General features: G+C 45.1%; 19 protein-coding genes and 1 pseudogene. 5 read left to right on the top strand and 15 right to left on the bottom strand.

Features of this window, described 5'->3' with window-relative positions; all coding sequences use genetic code 11:
• Positions 1-93: 93 nt before the first annotated feature.
• From IM473_RS09695 to IM473_RS09680, 4 genes are all read right to left on the bottom strand, one after another.
• Positions 94-2,346 (bottom strand): PBP1A family penicillin-binding protein, encoded by a 2,253-nt coding sequence (locus IM473_RS09695; protein ID WP_287658158.1) that lies wholly within the window; start codon positions 2,344-2,346, stop codon positions 94-96.
• 97 nt (positions 2,347-2,443) lie between these two features.
• A complete protein-coding gene (gene ilvN, locus IM473_RS09690) occupies positions 2,444-2,968 on the bottom strand; it encodes an acetolactate synthase small subunit (RefSeq protein WP_002732118.1) in 525 nt (174 codons plus the stop codon).
• 161 nt (positions 2,969-3,129) lie between these two features.
• The gene (locus IM473_RS09685; RefSeq protein WP_287658159.1) at positions 3,130-4,749 is read right to left on the bottom strand and encodes an ABC transporter substrate-binding protein; all 1,620 of its coding nucleotides are present in this window, start codon (positions 4,747-4,749) and stop codon (positions 3,130-3,132) included.
• 485 nt (positions 4,750-5,234) lie between these two features.
• A complete protein-coding gene (locus IM473_RS09680; RefSeq protein ID WP_287658160.1) occupies positions 5,235-5,774 on the bottom strand; it encodes a pentapeptide repeat-containing protein in 540 nt (179 codons plus the stop codon).
• Between the two features lie 69 nt (positions 5,775-5,843).
• On the opposite strand from IM473_RS09680, the gene IM473_RS09675 reads away from it, so the two are divergent.
• Entirely contained in the window at positions 5,844-6,461 is a 618-nt protein-coding gene (locus IM473_RS09675; RefSeq protein ID WP_287658178.1) for a DedA family protein, read from the top strand.
• 412 nt (positions 6,462-6,873) lie between these two features.
• Here the strand turns inward: IM473_RS09675 and IM473_RS09670 are convergent, their stop codons facing one another.
• The 3 genes from IM473_RS09670 to menB form a co-directional block, all read right to left on the bottom strand.
• Positions 6,874-7,680, bottom strand: coding sequence for a TylF/MycF/NovP-related O-methyltransferase (locus IM473_RS09670; RefSeq protein WP_287658161.1), 807 nt, complete (start codon positions 7,678-7,680; stop codon positions 6,874-6,876).
• Positions 7,681-7,798: 118 nt separating this feature from the next.
• Positions 7,799-8,104 (bottom strand): RNA-binding regulator, encoded by a 306-nt coding sequence (gene rbp / locus IM473_RS09665; RefSeq protein ID WP_287658162.1) that lies wholly within the window; start codon positions 8,102-8,104, stop codon positions 7,799-7,801.
• A gap of 254 nt (positions 8,105-8,358) precedes the next feature.
• Positions 8,359-9,192 carry a 1,4-dihydroxy-2-naphthoyl-CoA synthase gene (gene menB, locus IM473_RS09660; protein ID WP_287658163.1) on the bottom strand — a complete coding sequence of 278 codons (834 nt, stop codon included), beginning with the start codon at positions 9,190-9,192 and terminating at the stop codon, positions 8,359-8,361.
• A gap of 303 nt (positions 9,193-9,495) precedes the next feature.
• Here menB and IM473_RS22535 point away from each other — a divergent pair, with 303 nt between their 5' ends.
• Complete coding sequence (locus IM473_RS22535) at positions 9,496-9,669, top strand: type II toxin-antitoxin system HicB family antitoxin (RefSeq protein WP_287726165.1); 174 nt, start codon at positions 9,496-9,498, stop codon at positions 9,667-9,669.
• A 97-nt stretch (positions 9,670-9,766) separates the two neighbouring features.
• On the opposite strand, the gene IM473_RS09650 is transcribed toward IM473_RS22535, so the two are convergent.
• Positions 9,767-10,717 carry a glycosyltransferase family 2 protein gene (locus IM473_RS09650; protein ID WP_287658164.1) on the bottom strand — a complete coding sequence of 317 codons (951 nt, stop codon included), beginning with the start codon at positions 10,715-10,717 and terminating at the stop codon, positions 9,767-9,769.
• A 104-nt stretch (positions 10,718-10,821) separates the two neighbouring features.
• Between IM473_RS09650 and IM473_RS09645 the strand changes: the two genes are divergently transcribed.
• A complete protein-coding gene (locus IM473_RS09645) occupies positions 10,822-11,439 on the top strand; it encodes a serine O-acetyltransferase (protein ID WP_287658165.1) in 618 nt (205 codons plus the stop codon).
• On the opposite strand, the gene ispD is transcribed toward IM473_RS09645, so the two are convergent.
• The 5 genes from ispD to bchD form a co-directional block, all read right to left on the bottom strand.
• On the bottom strand, positions 11,434-12,114 hold the full coding sequence (gene ispD / locus IM473_RS09640) for a 2-C-methyl-D-erythritol 4-phosphate cytidylyltransferase (protein WP_287658166.1): 681 nt from the start codon (positions 12,112-12,114) through the stop codon (positions 11,434-11,436). The two genes, IM473_RS09645 and ispD, sit on opposite strands and share 6 nt — an antisense overlap.
• 157 nt (positions 12,115-12,271) lie before the next feature.
• Positions 12,272-12,670, bottom strand: a complete 399-nt coding sequence (locus tag IM473_RS09635) for a DUF1824 family protein (RefSeq protein ID WP_287658167.1) — start codon at positions 12,668-12,670, stop codon at positions 12,272-12,274.
• A gap of 364 nt (positions 12,671-13,034) precedes the next feature.
• Positions 13,035-13,925, bottom strand: coding sequence for a hypothetical protein (locus IM473_RS09630; protein WP_287658169.1), 891 nt, complete (start codon positions 13,923-13,925; stop codon positions 13,035-13,037).
• 10 nt (positions 13,926-13,935) lie between these two features.
• Positions 13,936-14,439 carry a hypothetical protein gene (locus tag IM473_RS09625; RefSeq protein ID WP_287658170.1) on the bottom strand — a complete coding sequence of 168 codons (504 nt, stop codon included), beginning with the start codon at positions 14,437-14,439 and terminating at the stop codon, positions 13,936-13,938.
• A 315-nt stretch (positions 14,440-14,754) separates the two neighbouring features.
• Positions 14,755-16,752, bottom strand: a complete 1,998-nt coding sequence (gene bchD / locus IM473_RS09615; RefSeq protein ID WP_287658172.1) for a magnesium chelatase ATPase subunit D — start codon at positions 16,750-16,752, stop codon at positions 14,755-14,757.
• A gap of 190 nt (positions 16,753-16,942) precedes the next feature.
• Here bchD and IM473_RS09610 point away from each other — a divergent pair, with 190 nt between their 5' ends.
• On the top strand, positions 16,943-18,625 hold the full coding sequence (locus IM473_RS09610) for a hypothetical protein (RefSeq protein WP_287658173.1): 1,683 nt from the start codon (positions 16,943-16,945) through the stop codon (positions 18,623-18,625).
• Between the two features lie 488 nt (positions 18,626-19,113).
• Here the strand turns inward: IM473_RS09610 and IM473_RS09605 are convergent, their stop codons facing one another.
• Both IM473_RS09605 and IM473_RS22715 read right to left on the bottom strand, forming a co-directional pair.
• Positions 19,114-20,397: a TldD/PmbA family protein gene (locus IM473_RS09605; protein ID WP_287658174.1), complete on the bottom strand. Its 1,284-nt coding sequence runs from the start codon at positions 20,395-20,397 to the stop codon at positions 19,114-19,116.
• A gap of 94 nt (positions 20,398-20,491) precedes the next feature.
• Positions 20,492-20,632, bottom strand: a pseudogene (locus tag IM473_RS22715) (transposase); the annotation flags it as partial.
• A 264-nt stretch (positions 20,633-20,896) separates the two neighbouring features.
• Between IM473_RS22715 and IM473_RS09595 the strand changes: the two are divergent.
• On the top strand, positions 20,897-21,202 hold a 306-nt coding region (locus IM473_RS09595; protein ID WP_287658175.1), incomplete at its 3' end, for a DUF4164 family protein.

The raw sequence follows: 21,202 nt of genomic DNA, 5'->3' as shown, positions 1-21,202 counted from the left end.
GACACCCTTATTACTTTAATAGTGAGGTAGGAAGTCTCCGGTTTTAGGGAACTCTGGAATAGGCAACGGGAACAGTAGCTAGTCGCATTGGGATTAGTTTTGGGTAGTGATTAACTGACGGTGATAATCGCCCCATAACCGGGCTGCCTGTTGACTACTGCCGGAAGTGGGAGAATTGTTATCATTCCCTAACCAAATACCCGTCACCCAGTCGCGACGGGGAAGATAACCGATAAACCAGAGGTCGACATAATTATTAGTAGTTCCCGTTTTACCCGCTTCTCCCATGCCAATACTGGCAGCGCCTCCTGTACCATTAGTTATCACCCCCCGCAATAGGCTATTCATCGTCTCGGCGGTTTTAGGGGAGATTACCTGCTGATTTCTCTCGCTATCGTCGCCATAGTCATAAATAACCCGACAAGTCCTCAAATCCTCCACATTTTCACAGTCGGAAGCGTCGAGAATGCGTTTAATGGCGTGGGGACGATTCCAGCGCCCGCCATGGTCAAAAACCCCATAAGCTCCGGTCATTTCCAAGACATTTACTTCGCTTTGTCCTAAAATTAGCCCTGGTACGGGATTTAAAGGTGATTTCACCCCCAAACGTTCCGCTACATTGACCACATTACTTAATCCTGCCTCGCGAGCAATGCGAAGGGCGACACTATTTTCCGATCGCGCTAAACCTTGAAACATATTGATGGCTCCGCTGCTGCGTTCACAGGGAGAATAGGACTGTCCTTGCCAAGAGAGTCCAGCGCAGGTATAGGTTTTATAGGGCGATATTCCCTTTTCCAGGGCGGCAGCATAAGCAAATACCTTAAAAGTAGAACCGGGTTGACGTTTAGCTTGGACAGCGCGGTTAAATTGGCTTTTTTGATAATCAACTCCCCCGACTAAAGCGAGAATTTCCCCGGTTTGACTGTTTAAAGTAACTAAAGCCCCTTGGGAGTATCGATAGCGGGGGCCTTGGTTTAAGACATTATTTTTTAAGCTTTTTTCTGCGATCGCTTGCAGCCGGCGGTCTAAACTGGTTTCAAGGATAAAATTGCCCTCTTTAGCCACTTCTTCCCCTAAAAGGTCCTGTAATTCCTGGAAAACGTAACTATAAAAATATGGTGCAATCGTACTAGATAGGGATTTTTTGGCTTGGGGACTGATTTCAATGCGGGATCTGCGAGCGCTGGCGGCCTCTTCTGGGGAAATCATCCTTAATTGGGCCATGCGATCGATGACACGATTGCGTAATTGTACGGAAGTGTCGTAATCTTGAATGGGATTAAATAAATTCGGGGCGGGTAACATAGCCACAAGGGTGGCAGCCTCGGAGATATCTAAATCTCTAGCGGATTTATCGAAATAAAAGCGGGCTGCGTCTTCAAAACCGTAGCCGGCCTGACCGAGATAAACTCGATTGAGATAGGTTTTGAGAATTTCATCCTTACTATACACCGCTTCTAATTGTAAAGCGACCACAGCCTCCCGCAGTTTGCGATCAGCAGTATTTTGGCGACCGACTTCGGGGAATAAACTACGCGCTAACTGTTGAGTTAGGGTGCTGGCCCCTTGACGAATGCCTTGACCTTGCCAATTAATCATAACAGCCCGGACAATCCCGAAAGGATCAACGCCAAAATGCCAGTAAAAACGACTATCTTCGGAAGCGACAACCGCCTTGGGCAAATAGGGAGAAAAATCCCCCAGATTATCTAATTCTTGGTGAGTTTCCTGTCGAATGGGATTGAGGGGAGTTTGACCATCCCTAGGGTAAACCACCACCGGACCGCTCACCCCGGAAGGGAGTGGATAAACATTAACTTTGCGACTTTCCCAGATAATCCCTAGAACTAATAAACCGAAAATACCACCCGCACCATAGAAACCATAGCGCAAAAGTCGCGCCCACAGGGGAGGGGGACAGTAATAGGAGATGGTGACACAATTGGCTAAGTCTGGAGGTGCCAGGGTAAAGGTATCACCATGACGCAGGGAAACGCTTTTCAGACGACGTTTACCCATATAAACCCCGTTAGTGGAGTTTTCATCTGTGAGCAGGAAATTATGGGGATTTTTCGGGTCCCGCTGCAGGGAACAATGAATCTGACTCACCACGGTATTACGGATAGTAATATCACAGGAACTGGAACTGCGGCCTAACAAATAGCGATCGCCGATAAGGGGATATTTGCTTTCCCCGCTGCCATTCTCGTTTTTAAGGCGTAATTCAGGAACTCTCGCCCCTTTTTTGAGATTTACCGCCTGAAAATTCACCTTTCCTTGCAATTTCTGCACGGCAACGGTGACAAGTTGACTAATTTGGGTTTTCGGCGACTGGTTAGACATAGTTTTTATCAGTTATCAGCTTCTGAAGGCAAGAGGGGAAGTGGGGAATTGCAACTAAAACCCTAACACCCCAATTCCCAATTGATACCCAATATCCCTAAATTGACATTTTAGCCTCTAAAGCTTTGAGGTATTCCGTATTGACTCCCGACTCGCGAATCAGAGCAATTTTACCGGTACGGGCCACCTCGCGAACGCCAAATTTATTCAGCATTTGCATAATCGCCACCATTTTACCCGGATCCCCCACCACTTCGATGGTCAGGGTTTCCTCAGAAATATCCACAATCCGGGCCCGGAATACCTGCGCTAATTCGATCACTTCCGCCCGGCGCTCGGCGGTAGCATTAACTTTAATCAGCATTAATTCCCTTTCCACACAAGGCGTTTGGGTGATATCCTGCACCTTGAGGACGTTAATTAATTTGTAAAGTTGTTTAGTTAACTGTTCGATGCTGTCCTCGTCTCCTGGTACTACCATCGTAATCCGAGAAACTCCCATCTGTTCGGCAGGACCGACGGCCAGACTTTCAATATTAAAGCCGCGACGGGCGAATAATCCAGCAATACGGGTTAAGACTCCCGCTTCATCTTCAACTAATACGGATAATGTGTGTTTCATGGCGATCTGTCTACACAACCTATATTTAACCATTGTAAGACAGGAGGCAAGGCCAGAACAGTTTGTTTTCGCCTCACGACGATAAGAAATTTTAACAGATAAAATCCCCCCACCAGCATGGCGAGGCAGGGAGCAAAAGCTGACGGCTGACTCATGATTAATTATCGGGATTTTTTGGCAATTGTCCAGAAGGGAAAAGTTTGACTGGGATTGATGATAACTCCCGTGATGCCATGGCGAGCAAAAGCGTATTCTTTGGTTTGCCAAAGGGGAATATAGGGAACTTCATCGGCGAGAATTTCTTGAATTTTGCCAAAAATTTGCTTTCTTTTGGCTGGGTTACTTTCCCGACGGGATTGAGCGATTAATTGATTCATTTCTTGACTATAAAAAAATGAGCCTTGACTTTGCGATCCTCCCTCTTCGCAGCCAGTTTCTGGAGAACCTTTAGCACAATCTAAAAAGGGATAAATATAGTTATCTGCATCCAAAAAATCGGGATACCAATTAGATAGAGCAGTGGTATAAAGTCCCCGGCTAATATTACGGAAAAAGGCCGCGCCTAGGATACTATTGGGTTCAAATTGAATCATATTATCTAAATCCCGTTTTGCTAGAGCTTTCATCACTGCCGCCACGCTGCTGGAAGTGATCGATCCCGAGGAGTGCCAAACTTCTACAATTGCGGGGTTTTCTGCACTATAACCAGCAGTTTTTAGTAATTGTTTGGCTTGTTCTATGTTATGGTTGCCATAGCGCTCTTTAAATACCGGTTGTGACTCGGAAAAAGTAGTAGGAATCAGACTAAAAAGAGGGATGCCTTGACCTTGTAAAATGCGATCATTAAGTAAATCTCGATCGACTAGAGAAGCAATTGCTTGTCGCACTAAAATATTATGGGTGGGTTCACTTTTGAGATTGAGACTCATAAAGTTAATTGCTGCCCCAGAAGATTCGATCGCTTGCCATTTTCCCTGGGCTGCTTCTGTGCGTAATTTTCTCACTTGAGGAGGGAGTAAAGATTGATAGGCAATATCCACCGCACCCGTCTGAAAACCGTTGAATAAATTGGCAGGATTAGAGAGATAAATTTGAACATTAACTCCCTTATTTTTGGCTGGTTCTCCCCAATAGCGATCGAAGGCTTCTAAACTAAAAGAATCGCTAGTAACCGCTTTTAATTGATAATGTCCTGTGCCGATAAATTCTTCTGGTTTAAATTTACCCTCGCCAATTTGATAAAATTTAGGTGAAACCGCACAGGCTCCGGGGTAAGCTAAAAGAGCGGGAAAGGCGGCAAAAGGTCTGGTTAGTTTAATAGTAATTTCATCTTCTTTAGTAGCGGTAATTTTATCAATTGTATCCCGAAGAAGAAAGGAAGGTTCACCCCCATTTTTGATAAATCTTTCTAGGGAAAACTTCATCGCCTCCGCGTTAAAAACCGTGCCATCATGAAAAATAACTCCTCGACGTACTGGGATAGTATAAGTCAAACCATCGGGGCTAATTTGCGGCAATTCCGTGGCTAGGAGAGGCTTTAAATTAGTGGTTCCTTCCGCGTAGGTGTAGAGAGTTTCACCGAGATTATAAATAATAAAAAGTCCCGCTAACTCATAACTATCGGCAGGATCGATCGAGCGTGGTTTTAGGGTTGTCCCGATCATCAGGCGATCGCTATCCCTTGGTGGTAAATTGGAATTAGTGGACTGACAGCCCACGGTCAGAAGAAGACAGAGGCAAAATAAACTTAAATAGCGGTAAAGTCGGCGTAAAGGTCTCATCGATGGCGATTAACGGCAGCTAGGTATCAATCAATCCTATCATTTTTGAGGATAATCTTTTCTACTAGGTTACCTTAAGTAAGTAAATTGATTGCTTAATTGGTTGGGGAAAATTCTTCAATAGCCGGACTGATTACCCGGACAATTAAATTAAATTTTCTGGTGGAGGATGGCAAAAACTTGATAAATTTGGACAAGAAGAATATCTATGGACGAGAAGTGTTATTTCTTGACAATGAGAGAAACGAATTAGAAACTCATCTTCTTTTATCTAGACGATTAGGATTATCTGATCCAAAAGAGATGGCTCTCTTAGGGTTATAGTGATGAGCAAATCTTATCGAAGAAAGGGCATACGCTATACGCCCCTACCAATCACACTAGGTGCCATCTAGGGGCGCAACCTGGTCAGTGAGTTTATCGAACTGCTTGCGCCCATAATGTAACATGGTGAACATTTTTTAGCCAAGATCCAAGATAGCCATTTAGGTTAATCCTGTCCCTTCTAAACAAGCTCGATCGAAAATTGCCCCCGTGGTTACTGCCGAGGCTAAACTAGCACAAAGAAGATTGGCATCAGTAAAATTTGTTCCGCGTAAAATCGCCCCGAAAAAAATTGCTTCCTCTAAATCGGTAGCCGACAGATCTGCCCCGGACAGATTAGCGCTAGTAAAATCCGCTTGGGTTAAAATCGCCCTGACAAAACTCACTCCCCGGCCATCGACACCGCGAAAATCCGCCCCGGACAAATCTAGATGATTAAAAACCGCCCCGGCTAAAAAAGCCCCGGCCAAACTTGCCCCGGTCACGATCGCATCGAGGAGAATTGCCCCGCGTAAATCGGCATTACGAAAATCTGCTCCCCTTAAATTTGCCCCGGTCAGGTCAGCACCGCGTAAATTTGCGCGTAAATTCGCTCCTGCTAGGTCTGCACCCGCTAAATCAGCCCCTGCCAAATTCATGCCCGCTAAATCTTTTATCTCACCCTGACGAATTGCTAATAAATCAATACTGGGAAAAGTCATGTTCAGCTACGGTTAAATCCTGTAAAAATATCTTAGAATATTCGTAAACCTTTGTTAAGAAAGCGCTCCATGTCCCTAGAGCTATTATCCCTAGAAAATATTGAAGAAATCGCCCACCAATACGGATACTGGGCGGTATTTATCGGCATCACCCTCGAAAATATGGGGATTCCCATCCCGGGAGAAACCATCACCATTGTCGGCGGCTTCCTTGCTGGTAGCGGTGATTTAAACTATTGGTTAGTTTTAGTCAGCGCAATTACAGGAGCAGTTTTAGGCGATAATTTTGGCTATTGGCTCGGGCGCGCCGGGGGGTGGCCGTTTTTGTTAAAAGTTGGCAAATTCTTTGGGATTCCCCCCCAAAAACTAGAATTAGCCAAGGAACAATTTAGTAAAAATGCACCCCGGGCGGTCTTTTTCGGTCGCTTCGTGGCCCTGTTAAGAATCTTTGCAGGTCCCATGGCGGGAATTGCCCGAATGCCCTACGGTCGTTTTTTCCTCTGTAATCTCGGTGGGGCGACGGTGTGGGCGACGATTATGGTGACATTATCCTTCTTTTTAGGCCGTTTGTTCCCCTTGCACCAGTTAGTTAGTTCTATGGCTCGTTTTGGTATCTTGGCTTTAATTATCGTCCTGGCCTGGACAATTCTCCACCCCATCCTTGAGTCACGGAAAACGGCGGTTTAAGGCGATGACGGGGAGCTTGTGCGTTTGTTGCGTCGGAATATCGATTGGTTGTGACAGATTCCCCAACTACCTAGGGTATGCTGAAAAAGTCCTAGGCTGGGGTCAGGAGTCGGTCGTCAGTAGCCGGTCGTCGGCAGGGGAAGTCAGAATAACAGAATGACCTCGCACGTCTGCAAGTGGAACCCTTCCCAATCGAAGAGCGAAAGTGCAAGGGTTTTGAGTCCCTATTGCCATTTCTCAACGTTCGTTTCTGGGACTTTTTTAGCCACAAGAGTCCCAAAACCATTTTATAGCAAGCCTTAAACTGATATTCAGCCAACCCTAAATAGGATTTGGTTCTGTATTTACCCCCGACACATCGGATATTCACAGGCAATTTACGGGTACAGACGAACGGATATCTTTGCGTCTGTTAGCCTTTTTTCGTCAAAACGATGAAATGTCCGTATCGAGTATCCGGGATCATGTACTCGTAGACCTTTTCCCGATCATTTTTATCTTGAATAAATTCATCTACGGCCGTCTTCACGCCCGAAGAAAAGAAACCGTAATCATCGACGATGATAACCGCCCCAGGGGAGGTGATCGGGTGGAGGAACTCTAATACCTGTTTGATCGGTTCGTACAGATCGAAATCCACATAGGCGAAAGAAACCCTCGCGGGTAAATTTTCCGCTCGCTCGAGGATTCGATCGAAAAATCCTTTGTGAATTACATAGCGATGTTCGGGAAAAGAAATCTTCCGTAATCGCTCTAGAACCATTCCCTCACGGCATCGCATTTTTCCCCTGTAGGCTTCCATATTCCCCAAATCGAAAATATCGTGGAGCAAGCGATCTTTTTCCGAGGGGGCGGGCAACCCTTCAAAGGAATCGAATAGATGTAAGGTCTTGTCCGTTCCAGCGATTTCATTGGCGATCAGCGCGGAGGTTTCTCCCTGCGCCACACCAAACTCGCACACATCGCCCTCTATCTCCCGACACCGGCCCAAACCCTGCACGAGATAATAGGCCTCTGACGGAGGCGTGCCGAGCAATGTGGTTAATAGATGCAGACGAAGATCGTTAGGCTCTATTACGGGGTCGGATTCGTTGAGCCTTCCCTCGTAGGCCTGTGCCAGATTGGCGAAATTATCGAACCAGATCGGCAGCTCCGATGTCCGGTGGAGTGGTTCATCCTCGAGCGAGGACGAGGTCAGAGCAACGGATTGATCATTCATAGCTGTTACACATTTAAAATGGGCATTAGGATGTTAGAAAACAAACGGAGATTTATTAATTATCGATAAGAAAGCGGTTATCAGAAATAACCGCTTCTGGAATTTTACAAGAATCTGTTTAACGTTCCAGGCGCCTGGAGTTTTTGCGCTCACCGCCGCCACCACCACCACCAAAATTATCTTCTTTGGGACGAGCTTTGTTGACTTTCATCTGTCGTCCCATCCATTCGGCCCCGTCAAGAGTTTCGATCGCTATTGCTTCTTCCTCATCGGAGGACATTTCCACAAAACCAAAACCGCGCATTTTACCCGTTTCCCGATCTACGGGCAAGTAAACGCGACTAACCGTGCCGTATTCAGCGAATACCTCTTGCAAGTCCTCTTTCGTGACGTCATAAACCAGATTACCAACGTAAATCGTCATGGATTGTCTCCCAATATCACAGCCATTTCGAGAAGGAGATCGGACACAACCCAGTCAAGGCCATCAGGGAAAAACCACTTCTGTTTGAAACCAATGCTGCTACCGAACCTAACTACTCTCTCTAAACTAGCATAGCTTATCAGTGATCAGTGATCAGTTATCAGTAGGAGTAGGGAGTATTAAGTGAGCAGTATTACACGGCGGTTTTCTGCTTTCTTTTCACTGATTACTGTTTACTGTTTACTGATCACTGATTAGGGTAGCCAAGGATATTGACTAAAATCGGGGGGACGTTTTTCGAGGAAAGCCTGTTTCCCTTCGGCTCCTTCGGCGGTCATATAGTAGAGTAAAGTGGCATTGCCCGCTAACTCCTGTAAACCCGCTTGACCATCACAATCAGCATTAAAAGCCGATTTCAGGCAGCGAATCGCCAAGGGACTTTTTTCGAGAATTTCTAAGGACCATTTAACCCCTTCCCGCTCTAATTCCTCCACCGGGACGACATGGTTAACCAAACCCATTTCTAAAGCTTGTTGGGCGTTATACTGCCGACAGAGAAACCAAATCTCGCGAGCCTTTTTCTGACCGACCACCCGGGCCAGATAACTAGAGCCAAAACCGCCGTCAAAACTGCCCACTTTCGGACCTGTCTGACCAAAAACGGCGTTATCCGCCGCTAAGGTTAAATCACAAACCAAGTGCAAAACATGACCGCCCCCGACCGCATAACCTGCCACCAGCGCGATAACTACCTTGGGGATGGAGCGAATTAATTTCTGTAAATCCAGCACATTGAGCCGGGGTACGCCATCATCGCCAATATAACCCGCCAGACCGCGCACCGTCTGATCGCCGCCAGAACAAAAAGCATACTTGCCGTCGCTGTGGGGACCTGCACCCGTGAGCAATACTACCCCAATGCGGGCATCCTCGCGAGCATCACAGAAAGCGTCGTAAAGCTCAAAAACTGTTTTTGGACGGAAGGCATTACGCTTATGGGGGCGATTGATGGTAATTTTGGCGATTCCCCCCCATTTATGGTAAAGAATGTCCTCGTAGGTTTTGACGGATTGCCATTCAACGCTCATAGTCTCGGTTATCGGCACAGCTTTTTTACCTTACCTCATTTTGTCGCCCACTTTGAAGCCTGGAGCGCCAGAAGAGGGGAATGGATAGTTGACCGACAAGGTTTAAAGCTGATTCTCTTCTTGATATTTTCTGAGTATTTATTCAAAATAAGTAGCTGGTTATAATTAAATTAAAAATGGATTTTGCCTTTAATCCCCCCTTGATCCCCCCTTGATAAGGGGGGTGCCGATAGGCGGGGGCATCTGAAATAATACCTACCTACTTATATTTATCCTATTTGCTAACTTTAAAGAGCTAAAAATATTAGTACAAGTAATAAAACTAAGCTGGAATCATTAGAGTTTTATTTATGGTTAAAATATCCAATAACAATTTATCCTGATGATGACGGGGGATATGTATCAGAAATTAAGGATATTCCAGGATGTTTCACTCAGGGAGAAACCATAGAGGAAACCTTAATCAGTAAACAGTAATCAGTGAACTGAAAACTTACATCTGATAACCGATAACTGATCACTGAAAACTCACATCTGATAACTGATAACTGATCACTGATAACTGATCACTGAATTAAAGCCATTCGATTTCTTTAGCTTTTTCGGGTAATTTAGCCGTGGCTTGTCCTTGGCTGCGGGACTGAAACCCAATTAAATCGAGGGGAGTAGCCAATAAATCTACTATATCAGCTTTACCAAACAATAACTTGAGAGTATTTTTTGGTAGCTCTTTTAATAACCAACGACCGAGAGTAAAAAATAACTCTTGGTTGGTTAAAGGTCGCATCAATTCGATATCATACAATTCGTGAAGATAGCGATTCGAGCGCCCGTAACGTTTTAATTGACTTCTTAAGTCTTCTAAGGTGGAACGATGACGATGGTAAATAATTGCCTCCGGTGCGTAGGTTAATTGCCAGTCAGTTTGTTGTTGAATACGCCAACAGATATCGGCATCACCACCGGTAGTTAAATAAGGACGAAATAAACCAACTTTTTGAAAAGCTTCTCGACGAATAGCGAGGTTAGCAGTTTGACCGTAGGGACAAAAAGAATGTTCTAAAAGAAATTTTGGTGACATAAAGTGACGACGTTCCGCATACTTTTCCAACCAAGTGGAACCAGTTAAGGCGGCAATTTCACCCGCTACCAGACCAATCCTATTATCTTTAAAGGGTTGAATCAATTCTGTCAACCATTGCGGTGCGGGACGACAATCGGCATCGGTAAAGGCCAGAAAAGGATAACGAGAGCTTTTGATCCCTTTGTTACGAGCAGCGTAGGAGCTTTGTATCTGATTTTCGCTTAAAATCATCAGGTTCAGTCCCCTGTATTCTTCTGCTGCCTTTCCTAATAATTCTGCTGTGCGATCGCTACTATTATTATCAACTAAAATATATTCAACTAATTGACGGGGATAGGTCTGTTTGGCTAAACAATCAATGAGAGGGGGTAGATCTTTCTCTCCGTTATAAATTGGCACGATCACGGATACTTCGGGCAAGAACTGTAAGGTAGTTGACATCGTTGGAGTCCAATAAACGGGCGACGGTTGAACTATTCGCTACAATACTACTATAATCAAGAGCAACAAAAAGCAAGTCTATTGTCACTTATTTTAGACCAACGATGAAAAGTTTCTTCCGAAAATTATTTTTCTATGCGGGTATTCTTTGGCTCTCCCCTTTAATCATTGCCTTTGAGGTAGCTAATAATCGAGAGCTTATCTTAGGTGATGTGCGGCGTTGGGTAGAGTTATTAGGCTGGGAAAAAAGAGCAGATTGGTTACAATTCTTAGCTCTGTGTCTGGAGGCAAAAGAATTTAGAAATTTATATTATTGTCGTCTTTTTCAAGGTGGTTCATTCAGCCGTTTTTTAATGTATATTCTTAGGTTTTTCTATCGCGAAAGTTCCTACTTATTTCTAGATTCTTCCTGTTCGATTGGCAAAGGATTATTTATTCAACACGGTTTTAGTACGATTGTTATGGCGGATTTGGGCGATAACTGTTGGATTAATCAACAGGTAACAATTGGCTATAAAGATAAAAGCGGTCGCCCCAAAATTGGCAATAATGTCAGGATTACCGCCGGCGCTAAAGTCTTAGGAAACATTACCATCGGTGATAATGTCACCGTGGGCGCAAATTCAGTGGTAGTCAAAGATGTTCCACCTAATTGTGTAGTGGTGGGTATTCCCGCTCGTATTATTAAACGGGACGGCGTTAAAGTAGATGAAAAATTATAAACGTTGACTTAAAATATACTCGGCAATTGCCAGATCTCCCGGAGTCGTAATTTTTAAGTTAGTTTCTTCACCGACGACAATTTTGACGGGAAAACCACATTTTTCTAATAAGGCGGCATCGTCGGTGACTTCCCAATCTAATTTTCGGCCCTGTTCATGACATTCTTTTAATAATTTTACCTGAAAACCCTGGGGCGTTTGGGCCGCCCACAACTGCGAGCGATCCGGTGTATCCTCAATCCAGCCCTTGCTATCGACAATTTTAATCGTATCTTTCACCGGAATCGCCGCAATGAAACCCTGACAAGTGGCTAAAGCGGCGGCACAGCGATCAAATAATTCGGGAGTGGCTAAACAGCGCGCCCCATCGTGAATTAAAACCGCCTCAGCCTCCTCTGGTAGGGCTTGTAAGCCATTATAAACCGATTTTTGTCTGGTTTCGCCTCCTTGAATGATTTGCACGGGTTTAAGGGCATTTATGGCGGTGATAATTTCTCGGATATCCTCAAAGTCTTCCGGTTGTGCCATAATCCCAATCCAGATAATTGCCCCGGATTGCATGGCAGCCAGCAAAGTCCAAGTCAGGAGCGGTTTTCCGTGCAGGGTGAGCAGTAACTTATTGCGACCGCTGCCCATCCGTTTACCCATTCCCGCTGCTGGAATTAACAAATACATATTTTTTTCAGGTAAAAAGTTAAGAATTCAGTGGACAGCAGTGGGGAGCTTTTTGCTGGTTAAGTAAGTGGTTTAAATATATCCCCCCTTAATCCCCCCTTGATCAGGGGGGTGCCGATGATTGTTAATCGCTTAAATAACCCCAAAAATATCCCTCTTAAGAGAATAAATCGAGGGGAAAGTGACCATAAGTACCGACTAATTGATCATTTTCTGATTGACAAGAAATCAGGACACCGCGATAGGTTCCCGTGTAGGAATCGAGATAGGAAGCTTGTCTTTGGTTATTGTATTTAATATACACCGCTCTCGGTTCTGGTTGGTCTTCTGGGAGACTATTAGGTGGAGGGTATCCTAGGGCCTGTAGATAAGTTTTCAGGGCTTTAAATCCCTCTTCATTGTTATCGGCACAGATACCTAAATTAATTGATTCCGAACCTTGATTAACTAATAAAATTGCCTGTCTTAGAGCTTCTTCTTCTTCAGGGGATTGGGCAATTTTTAGTTGAATACAGCCATATTCTTTTAGGAGTTTCAAGGCTTCTTCAATAGACATGAGCGGTTAGATATGCGGGGCTAGAGATCAAAAATAAGCTGGTGCTGCTGTCCTTAACGACAAATTCCCAAGAAAAAAAGCCCTAAATCATTGAGATTTGGAGATAGGAAAATTTTGAATTGGTCTTAATCGCAAGATCGCCAATTCCGATCATATCAGGTTGGGGACAGGAAAATTGATCGGGCTTGTTCGATCGCTCCGGGTTGTGCGGGCATTTCACTCACCGCTTTTTGATAGCCGAAGTAAGCACCTACATCCTGATGGGAAAAGAGGAGTGTCTCTGATGAGATAGAGTCTCAGCAGCTTCAGTTAACTCCTCCCGTTTCTCTAGGGCTTTTTCTTCGGTTGTTTCCGAGTCTTGCAGTTAAATTTCCGCCACGGCTCTTTCGATTAAACGACGAGCCAGGGTTTGAATGCCGGTATGTTCATAGTAATTAGTCGTCATATCGAGGAATGCCCCAACATATACCAATTTATCGGCAGAAAAGTCGATAAATCCCTGAATTTTGCTCAATAATACCTGCTGGCTCAAATCGCGCTCCCTGACAAAATTACTCATCCAACCTTTAGTCGAGTCGAAACTTTGACCGATAAAGTCTAATTTTCTGGCAGTAGTTGCCCCCGGAATCAATTCTTTAATACTGGCGAAAGTGGAGTTAGATTCTAATTCTCCTGGCCTGAGAATGCTGAGGCCCGATTCCACTTTGCGGATAAAACTGCCCCCCAGAGGGATTAAACCATCCAAACAAACTAACGCCGCCATCCGCATGAGGGATTCGCCGCTATAATCTCCCAGAGAAGTGACGAAATCCCCGATACTATCCCCCGGAATGCCATTAATTTGACAAAAAGCGACTAATTCGGTCACTAATTTCAAGGTTAGATCGATGGTTTGCGCTTTTTCGGGGGCAGGGGTTAATCTTTCGATTAAACCGCCCATGAGGGGAATTTTACCACCGACGGCATTAGCAAGAGAGGCGGCGGCTAGGGCATTATCGGCGCTGTCGATGGTTTGGTAGAGCCAGAGCGCCCGTTGATAGCCCTGGGATTTATCATTAAACAACCAAACGGCTCGATCGCCAATCTGTTGGATCATGCTTTCGTCGGTTTCGCCGGTGACTGTGATAATCGTATTTTTAAACCCGACTAGGTTATCCCACTCTCCCGGCACGACATAATCAAGGGTTTTGAGAACTTTGACGGTGAGATTATTCGTCGGTAATTCGTCCACCAGTTCAAAAATTGGCTTACTCACGGATGTCTCCTTACTTTAATTTTGCTAGACCATCTAAATCGAACTTAGCTAACCAAGCTTGGCGATCGCTGGCAGCAAAATCTGGCTCCCGCGATAAAACCTTGACTTGATAGCGATTATTGACTAAAACGGCGCTGGCGGTTGCACCCTGTTCCACAGAGGGAAAACCTTTAATTGTGGTTTGACTGTCTTGGAATTTATTGGCCGCGGCGGGATTATTGCTGATGTCAGATATGGCTAACATAGCCAGAACTTTGCCATCTTGCTTCAGTTTTGCCTCAGCAAAGCCTTTTTTCTCCTGGGTATAGACGCGCTCGTATCCTTCCCCAGAAGGCGGGAAAAACCGATTAAAACTGCCGCCAGAGGTGGATTCTTTCACCACTGCCGCCGCCCCACGAGCGGTGCTTTCTTGTTGCGCTTGGTCAAATTGTGAGGGAGCTTTAGCACAGGAAGTTACTAGCAAAAGTACCGCTAATACCCCTGCTATCAAGATTTTGCCAAATCGAAAGTTCATAGTTCTCTTAATTAAAACTTGCTCAAGTTTGTTTGTAGTATATCTCTCGCTGATTGCTGATTATTGTTAAGTTTTTCTAGATGCTGTCACACTGGACCGAAAAAAAAACAGAAAATCAGCAAAATTCGAGTCATTAACGAAGGCAGGAGGCAGTCCCGATGAAAAAATTTTCACCCCCACAGATGAAAGAGGTTTCCTTCCCCACACCCTACACCCCACACCCTACACCCCACACCCTACACCCCACACCCCACACCCTAACACCCCACACCCCACACCCTGCCCCCAGGAAAAACTTTTTGCCGCAAACCCTAGCTACAGTCCTGCAATTGCCCCTCGCGCCATAGATGCGATCGCTTGTTCCGTGGCCCGGGGTAGATGATAATATTTACCCCCGGCTTTTAGGGCTAATTCTTTGGCAAAACCAGTGGAGACGAATTTTTTCTCCGTATCGATAACCAGCAATTTAATGCCTAAAGAGCGAATTTTAGCGGCAATATCGAGCAGTTCTGCCTTAATATCGGGTTTTTCACCCTCCGGAATCGGTTCGCCTAAAGATTTCGCCAAAGGAATATTACTTCTACCGTCGGTAATCGCCACAATCACCACTTGACCGATATCCCCCGATAAACGGGCATTCATCCCCACATGAACCGCTTGGGTTAAACCGTGGGCTAAAGGGGAACCGCCGCCACAGGGCAGGGTTTCTAGACGTTTTTTCGCTAGGGTAATCGATTTGGTCGGCGGTAATAGTACATCTGCTCGCTCACCCCGGAAAGGAATCAGGGCAATCTGGTCGCGATTTTCGTAAGCTTCCGTTAACAGACGCATAACCGCACCTTTAGCCGACTGCATCCGATTCAGGGCCATGGAACCGGAGGCATCAACCACAAAGACAATTAAAGAACCGGCCTTGCGGGCCAGCCTTTTTGAGCGCAGATCCCCTTCTTCTATAATCACATGACGTTCGGGATTTCTTAAGCGACGGGCTTTTTGATAGGGGGCGGCCGCCCGGAGAGTGGCATCGACGGCGACTCTTTTTACCTTGCCCCGGGGTAACATCGGCTTAATATAACGTCCCCTATCTTCCGAGAAAATCAGGTTACGCGCCCCCGATTTCCCCTGACGCTGGGCCATCTGGGCAAAATACAACACACTGGGATCCAGTAAAACCCCTTCTGGGTCGAAAACAAATTCTTCCGGCAAATTATCGGGCTGTTCCGGTTCTTTTTCCTCCTCTTTCTCCTCCTCTTTTTCTTCCTGTTCCTGCTGGTTTTCGTCTTGGGGCGGTTCCGGTGGTGGCGGTGGTGGCGGTGGCTGTTGTTCCTGTTCTGGGGGTGGTGGCGTAATCAGCGATCGAGGTACAATAACTAATTCGACGGCTCTTTTTAAGTCATCGGCACTGACTAAATCCCGACCTTCTAAAGCAGCGGCCGCCTTGGCTACTCTCACGGCAAAAATCTCGGCGCGATGACCTTCTACCTTACCGCGCACCGCTTCTTCCACTAGATAACTAATTTGTTCGGGTTTAATTTTTACCTCTTTTAACCATTCCCTCGCCAGAATAATTTCGGTTTTTAGATCATCGATTTCTTGGGCATATTGGGCGATAAAAGCGCTGGGAGAAACAGCATACTCGATCGCCTGATTGACGGCGGTGACTCGTTGGTCTAAACTAAGGACACCATCGGCGGAAAGCGCAATGGCAATTCTATCTAATAAATGGGGTCGTAAATCCCCTTCTTCCGGGTTATAAGTAGCGATCAGGATTGGTTTGCAGGGATGTTGAAAACTGATGCCTTCCCGTTCGATTTGGTTACGTCCTTCGCTTAAAACTGTGAGTAATTGGTTAGCAATTTGGTCATCAAGTAGATTAATTTCATCGATGTAGAGAATTCCCCGATGGGCGCTGGCTAATAAACCGGGTTGAAAGACTGGTTCCCCCTGTTTCACCGATTCTTCCACATCGACGGAACCCAATAAACGATCCTCGGTCACTCCTAGGGGAATCTGCACGAAAGGGGCCCGGATAACTTCCGTGGGGACCTCTCCACTGCTATATTCTTCTTTAGTGCGATCGTCCCATTCGTCGGGATGGTTGGGATCACAATTAAAGACATTACCTGCGATAATTTCGATCGGTGGCAATAGGGAATGTATCGCCCGCGCCATGACTGATTTGGCGGTTCCCCGACGACCGGCAATCACCACACCCCCGAGGGCGGGATCCACGGCGGCTAAGAGTAGGGCTAATTTAATCGCTTCTTGGCCGACAACGGCAGTTAGGGGAAAATTGAGGGTCAGAGTGGGCATAGATCTAGATTCAGGCGGCCAAATTCTAGTGTAAAACAGAAGCTCCCGGGTCCGGCACTTTTCCCTTTTTGATTCCCGAACCCAGATTTTAGCTGCATCTCGATGGATTTCTTCCTCCCCGAACCGATCGAGAAGTTGCCGGGTTAATCTAGGATTAGCTCCTGATAACGGCTGTAGAGAGGACAGAAATATGATAGCGACAATAATCGATCGCCTCACGGAAACCAACCCGCAAATTATGCGAGAATGGCAAGGAAGATTAACCCCGAAAAATATCTCGATCGCCTCGGTTATCTCCTTAGTTGGTCAATTATTAGTTTATTTATACTACAAAAATCTACTGCCAGTGGGGGCGGGATTTAGTCGTTACTGTACCGCTAATCCCCCCAATAACAACGATTATTATCCCTATAGTGGGCTTAAATACTGCATCCAAGACTTAAATGGTCAATGGATGATTATCTCCCGGTTATGGTGGTTAGATATCTTCACTTTTCTGAGCATTACCGGCATTTTCGCTCTTTTAGTGGTGGGAACCTATCAATTAATCGCCGATCTTTCTGGGGAAGAGCGCCGGGGTACACTTAATTTTATCCGTCTGAGTCCCCAACCCGCCAAAACGATTTTTATCGGCAAAATTTTCGGGGTTCCCATTCTCCTCTATCTCGTCTGTCTTCTCGCTTTACCCTTTCACTTGGGGGCGGGTTTATTAGCGGGTATTCCCTTGTCGTTAATTTTAGCGTTCTACGCGGTTCTGATCGCTAGTTGTGCCTTTTTCTATCATGCCGCCCTCAGTTTCGCTTTAGCCACGCCATGGTTAGGAGGATTTCAACCCTGGTTAGGCAGTGCAACAGTCTTAATCTTTGTGTTTTATAGCAGTATTTTTACTTTATCGGGCTATGGTGGTTCCCGTACCCCCTTTGATTGGTTAATTCTCTTTAATCCTAGTTTTGTCCTCCCCTATCTAGTTAAATCTACCTTTCTCCCCCCCGATGCGGTACGCTATCTAGGAATCTCACAAATCTTTGATCTGCGTTGGTACGGTCAATCTCTCTGGCAATCGGTTACAACGGGTATTAGTTTAATTTTGCTCAATTTTGCCCTCTGCACCTACGTTTTAACCAGAATTCTCCAGCGTCGCTTCCATAATCCCCTCGTTACTCTTGTTAGTAAACCCCAAAGTTACTGGATGATGGGCTGTTTTAGTGCCATTAGCCTGGGTTTTGTCTTCCAAACTCTGGAACCGAGCTATCTTTTCGATAATTTTGTCATTCTTAGCGTTTTTGTGGCGATTTTTGGCTTGTTAATCCTTTTTGCCCTCACTCCCCCCCGTCAAACTCTCCAAGATTGGGCGCGCTATCGTCATCTACAAGGAAAAACGGGCATTAGTCTGGGGAAAGCTTTAATCTTTGGCGAAAAAAGCCCTTCTACCCTAGCCATGGCTGTTAACGTCGCCATTGCCATTTTATTCATCCTTCCCGCTATTTTTATCGCCCCTCTCCATCAATATAAACTAGCCACTGCAGCCGGGTTTCTCTTGGCAATGAACATGATTTTAGTCTATGCCGCTATCGCCCAATTATTGATGTTAGCCAGCACAAATAAACGCGCTTTGCTGGCAGCTACTAGCATCGGCATTTTGATTATTTTCCCCTTCCTCTGTTTCGCTGTCTTGAGAGTTAATCCCAGTCAATCTCCGCTTTTATGGTTTTTTACTTTTCTCCCCATTGCCGCTACTAAATACGCTACACTTCCCTCTTTTGCTTTAGCAATCTTCAGTCAGTGGTTGGGTTTAACCCTCGTCGGATGGCAAATTAATCGGCAATTGAATCGCCTTGGTGCCTCGGCAACTAAAGCGTTAATCCCAAGCTAAAAAATACCGACTCACAGGGGGAATTAAATAATATTTCTGCCGACAATTTTCTCCCCTTGAGTGTCGGTTAAATTTTTTTCCCAAAAAAGCTTGACAAAACCCCACGACTTGACAGATAATTTCTTATAGAATGGGAATCCGTGCCGGCCTGCGACCCCCTCTTTTCAGGTCAAATAAAGCCCAAAAAAATTAACCCCAAAAAGTAAGCTGAGTTAATTTCAGTGAACGGTGAACTGATAAGTAGCTAGACACAATTAATTGCACATATCTAACTACCTGTTGCTCCTTGCCTCTCCCCTTGAGTGTCGGTTAAATTTTTTTCCCAAAAAAGCTTGACAAAACCCCGCGACTTGACAGATAATTTCTTATAGAATGGGAATCCGTGCCGGCCTGCGACCCCCCTCTTTTCAGGTCAAATAAAGCCCCAAAGAATTACCCCGAAAAAGTAGGCTGAGTTAATTTCAGTGAACTGATAACTGATAACTGATTTAACCCACCACCGATAAACTATCAACGATTAGCGAGGGAGTATAACAGGAACCATTCCATTGATTATCTGACCCCAAAGCGATTAAATTCTGCAAAGCTGTATAAACATTTCCCGTCACCATTGTATCTTTAACTCGTCCGGTGATTTTGCCCTTTTCTATGCGATAACCCAGATCGATATTGACAGAAAAATCGCCCGAAATATCGGCCCCATGACCTAAAATTTGGTCAATAACTAGGCCTTCGTCTATTTGCGAGATTAAATCCTCTAAAGTTCCCTCTCCCGGTGCCACGATTAAATTAACCAAATCTGGCATGGGATAAACCCCTAAACCGGGACGAAAACCGTTTCCCGTCGGAGTAGTTTTTAATAATCTGGCCGTGGTACGATCGCTATAGAATTCTTTAACTCTACCTCCCTCAATTAAAGATAAAAATTTGGTGGGAGTTCCCTCATCATCAAAGGGACAACTATAGGGTTCTTGCTGGGGTTGTTGGGATAAAGTCAACTTTTCTGACATCACCAATTGACCGATTTTATCACTCCAGGGCGAAGACTTTTCTAAGATCTGTTTACCATTTAAAGCCATCGCCACCGTACCCCATAACAGGGTAACTGCATTAGCGGTCAATAAAATTGGTAATTTTCCCGTGGGACTATCCACATTATTGGCTGCCCATTGTAGTCGCTGCAATAACTGTTTAATTACGGTTGCGGGATGAGGTGTACTGCGAGTATATTCCCCATCATAAACCGCGAGAAAATCCTCCCCCCGTACCCATTCAATCCCCAGATAATAACTCAAAGATGTATCGGTATATTGACAATATAAACCCTGGGAATTAACCAAACGGGTGATTTCCCGTTCACATTCCCATTCACCACTACAAATAACCTCAGGATAAACTTGGCGAATATGGCCAATCATTTGATTACCCATCTCGATTAAAGATTCTACCGCCACATCCTGACCAATCGGGTCATAAATTGCCCGTCGTGGTGCCGAAAATTCGATTTCTTCCGGGGCATTGAGATAGGATAAATTTAACGCCGTTTCTACTAAAATTTTCGGTTCCACATCACCATAACCCACCGCTAACCCCGGACAACCCTCGCGCCATAATCTTAAGGCAGTTCCCACGGATTCGGAACTTTCTAGCTGTTTGAGACGATTAGCCTCAAAAAAAACGGGATGGGAAAGGGAGGAAGATTGATAAACTTCGGCTGCCACTGCTCCCGATTTGAGAGCTAGTTCGATGAGTTGTTGCGGATCGATCGTCATGGTGATATTTTTTGAGATAATGGCTATCTGATTATCGAAAATTTGGGTTTAAAACCCCGTCGTTTCACGACGGCTTTTCTTGATCTCTAATATATCACTTAAGAACTGCCAATGGCACAGTTCCCACAGAAGAAACAAAATAACTAGGAGACCAAAGAGCATCTTTCCCATCTGATTGAGGATAACCAGCTTGTTCATATCTGCGACTAGAAAACGCTTTTAAGGAATTAAGTAGCTGGTTATAATTAAATTAAAAATGGATTTTGCCTTTAATCCCCCCTTGATCCCCCCTTGATAAGGGGGGTGCCGATAGGCGGGGGGATCTGAAAGTTTTTAATACCTATCTACTTAAGCATTACAGAAATATCAAGTTTAGTTGTGTATTCGATTATATTGAATTTATAAGTTTTGAATCATATTAATTAGAACCACTTACTTACTCAAGGGATTTAGTATAATAATTAAGATAGTCGCCAGATAAGTCGAGGAGTGTAGCAAAATGTCTAACGAAACTGTCAGCTATTCCCTAGAATCCGTACTGACAAGGATTGAAAGTAAAATCGACTCCCTGGAAAAACGGATAGATGAGAGATTTGACAAGGTGGATGACCGGCTAACCCAATTAGAAATCGGACAGGCCGAACTCAAGGCCGAGTTAAAAGGAGATATTAAAGTATTAGACGAGAAAATCGAGGGATTAACGGTACGGGTTGCTTATCAGGAATTTACCAACCGGGGGATTCTCATCGCTTTGGTGGTTGCTGTCTTGGGAGGTGCTGCTAAACTTTTTGGTTTTTTCCCCAAT

The sequence above is a fragment of the Microcystis sp. M015S2 genome (assembly GCF_020245945.1).
Classification (GTDB): Bacteria; Cyanobacteriota; Cyanobacteriia; order Cyanobacteriales; family Microcystaceae; genus Microcystis.
The sequence above is the reverse complement of the archived record's forward strand: the minus strand, read 5'-3'. Positions and strand labels throughout refer to the sequence as shown.

What these genes read in the sequence shown, in the direction of transcription:
- IM473_RS09695 (WP_287658158.1), bottom strand. Translation starts at nt 2,346, where the DNA reads ATGTCTAACCAGTCGCCGAAAACCCAAATTAGTCAACTTGTCACCGTT.
- ilvN (WP_002732118.1), bottom strand. Translation starts at nt 2,968, where the DNA reads ATGAAACACACATTATCCGTATTAGTTGAAGATGAAGCGGGAGTCTTA.
- IM473_RS09685 (WP_287658159.1), bottom strand. Translation starts at nt 4,749, where the DNA reads ATGAGACCTTTACGCCGACTTTACCGCTATTTAAGTTTATTTTGCCTC.
- IM473_RS09680 (WP_287658160.1), bottom strand. Translation starts at nt 5,774, where the DNA reads ATGACTTTTCCCAGTATTGATTTATTAGCAATTCGTCAGGGTGAGATA.
- IM473_RS09675 (WP_287658178.1), top strand. Translation starts at nt 5,844, where the DNA reads ATGTCCCTAGAGCTATTATCCCTAGAAAATATTGAAGAAATCGCCCAC.
- IM473_RS09670 (WP_287658161.1), bottom strand. Translation starts at nt 7,680, where the DNA reads ATGAATGATCAATCCGTTGCTCTGACCTCGTCCTCGCTCGAGGATGAA.
- rbp (WP_287658162.1), bottom strand. Translation starts at nt 8,104, where the DNA reads ATGACGATTTACGTTGGTAATCTGGTTTATGACGTCACGAAAGAGGAC.
- menB (WP_287658163.1), bottom strand. Translation starts at nt 9,192, where the DNA reads ATGAGCGTTGAATGGCAATCCGTCAAAACCTACGAGGACATTCTTTAC.
- IM473_RS09650 (WP_287658164.1), bottom strand. Translation starts at nt 10,717, where the DNA reads ATGTCAACTACCTTACAGTTCTTGCCCGAAGTATCCGTGATCGTGCCA.
- IM473_RS09645 (WP_287658165.1), top strand. Translation starts at nt 10,822, where the DNA reads ATGAAAAGTTTCTTCCGAAAATTATTTTTCTATGCGGGTATTCTTTGG.
- ispD (WP_287658166.1), bottom strand. Translation starts at nt 12,114, where the DNA reads ATGTATTTGTTAATTCCAGCAGCGGGAATGGGTAAACGGATGGGCAGC.
- IM473_RS09635 (WP_287658167.1), bottom strand. Translation starts at nt 12,670, where the DNA reads ATGTCTATTGAAGAAGCCTTGAAACTCCTAAAAGAATATGGCTGTATT.
- IM473_RS09625 (WP_287658170.1), bottom strand. Translation starts at nt 14,439, where the DNA reads ATGAACTTTCGATTTGGCAAAATCTTGATAGCAGGGGTATTAGCGGTA.
- bchD (WP_287658172.1), bottom strand. Translation starts at nt 16,752, where the DNA reads ATGCCCACTCTGACCCTCAATTTTCCCCTAACTGCCGTTGTCGGCCAA.
- IM473_RS09610 (WP_287658173.1), top strand. Translation starts at nt 16,943, where the DNA reads ATGATAGCGACAATAATCGATCGCCTCACGGAAACCAACCCGCAAATT.
- IM473_RS09605 (WP_287658174.1), bottom strand. Translation starts at nt 20,397, where the DNA reads ATGACGATCGATCCGCAACAACTCATCGAACTAGCTCTCAAATCGGGA.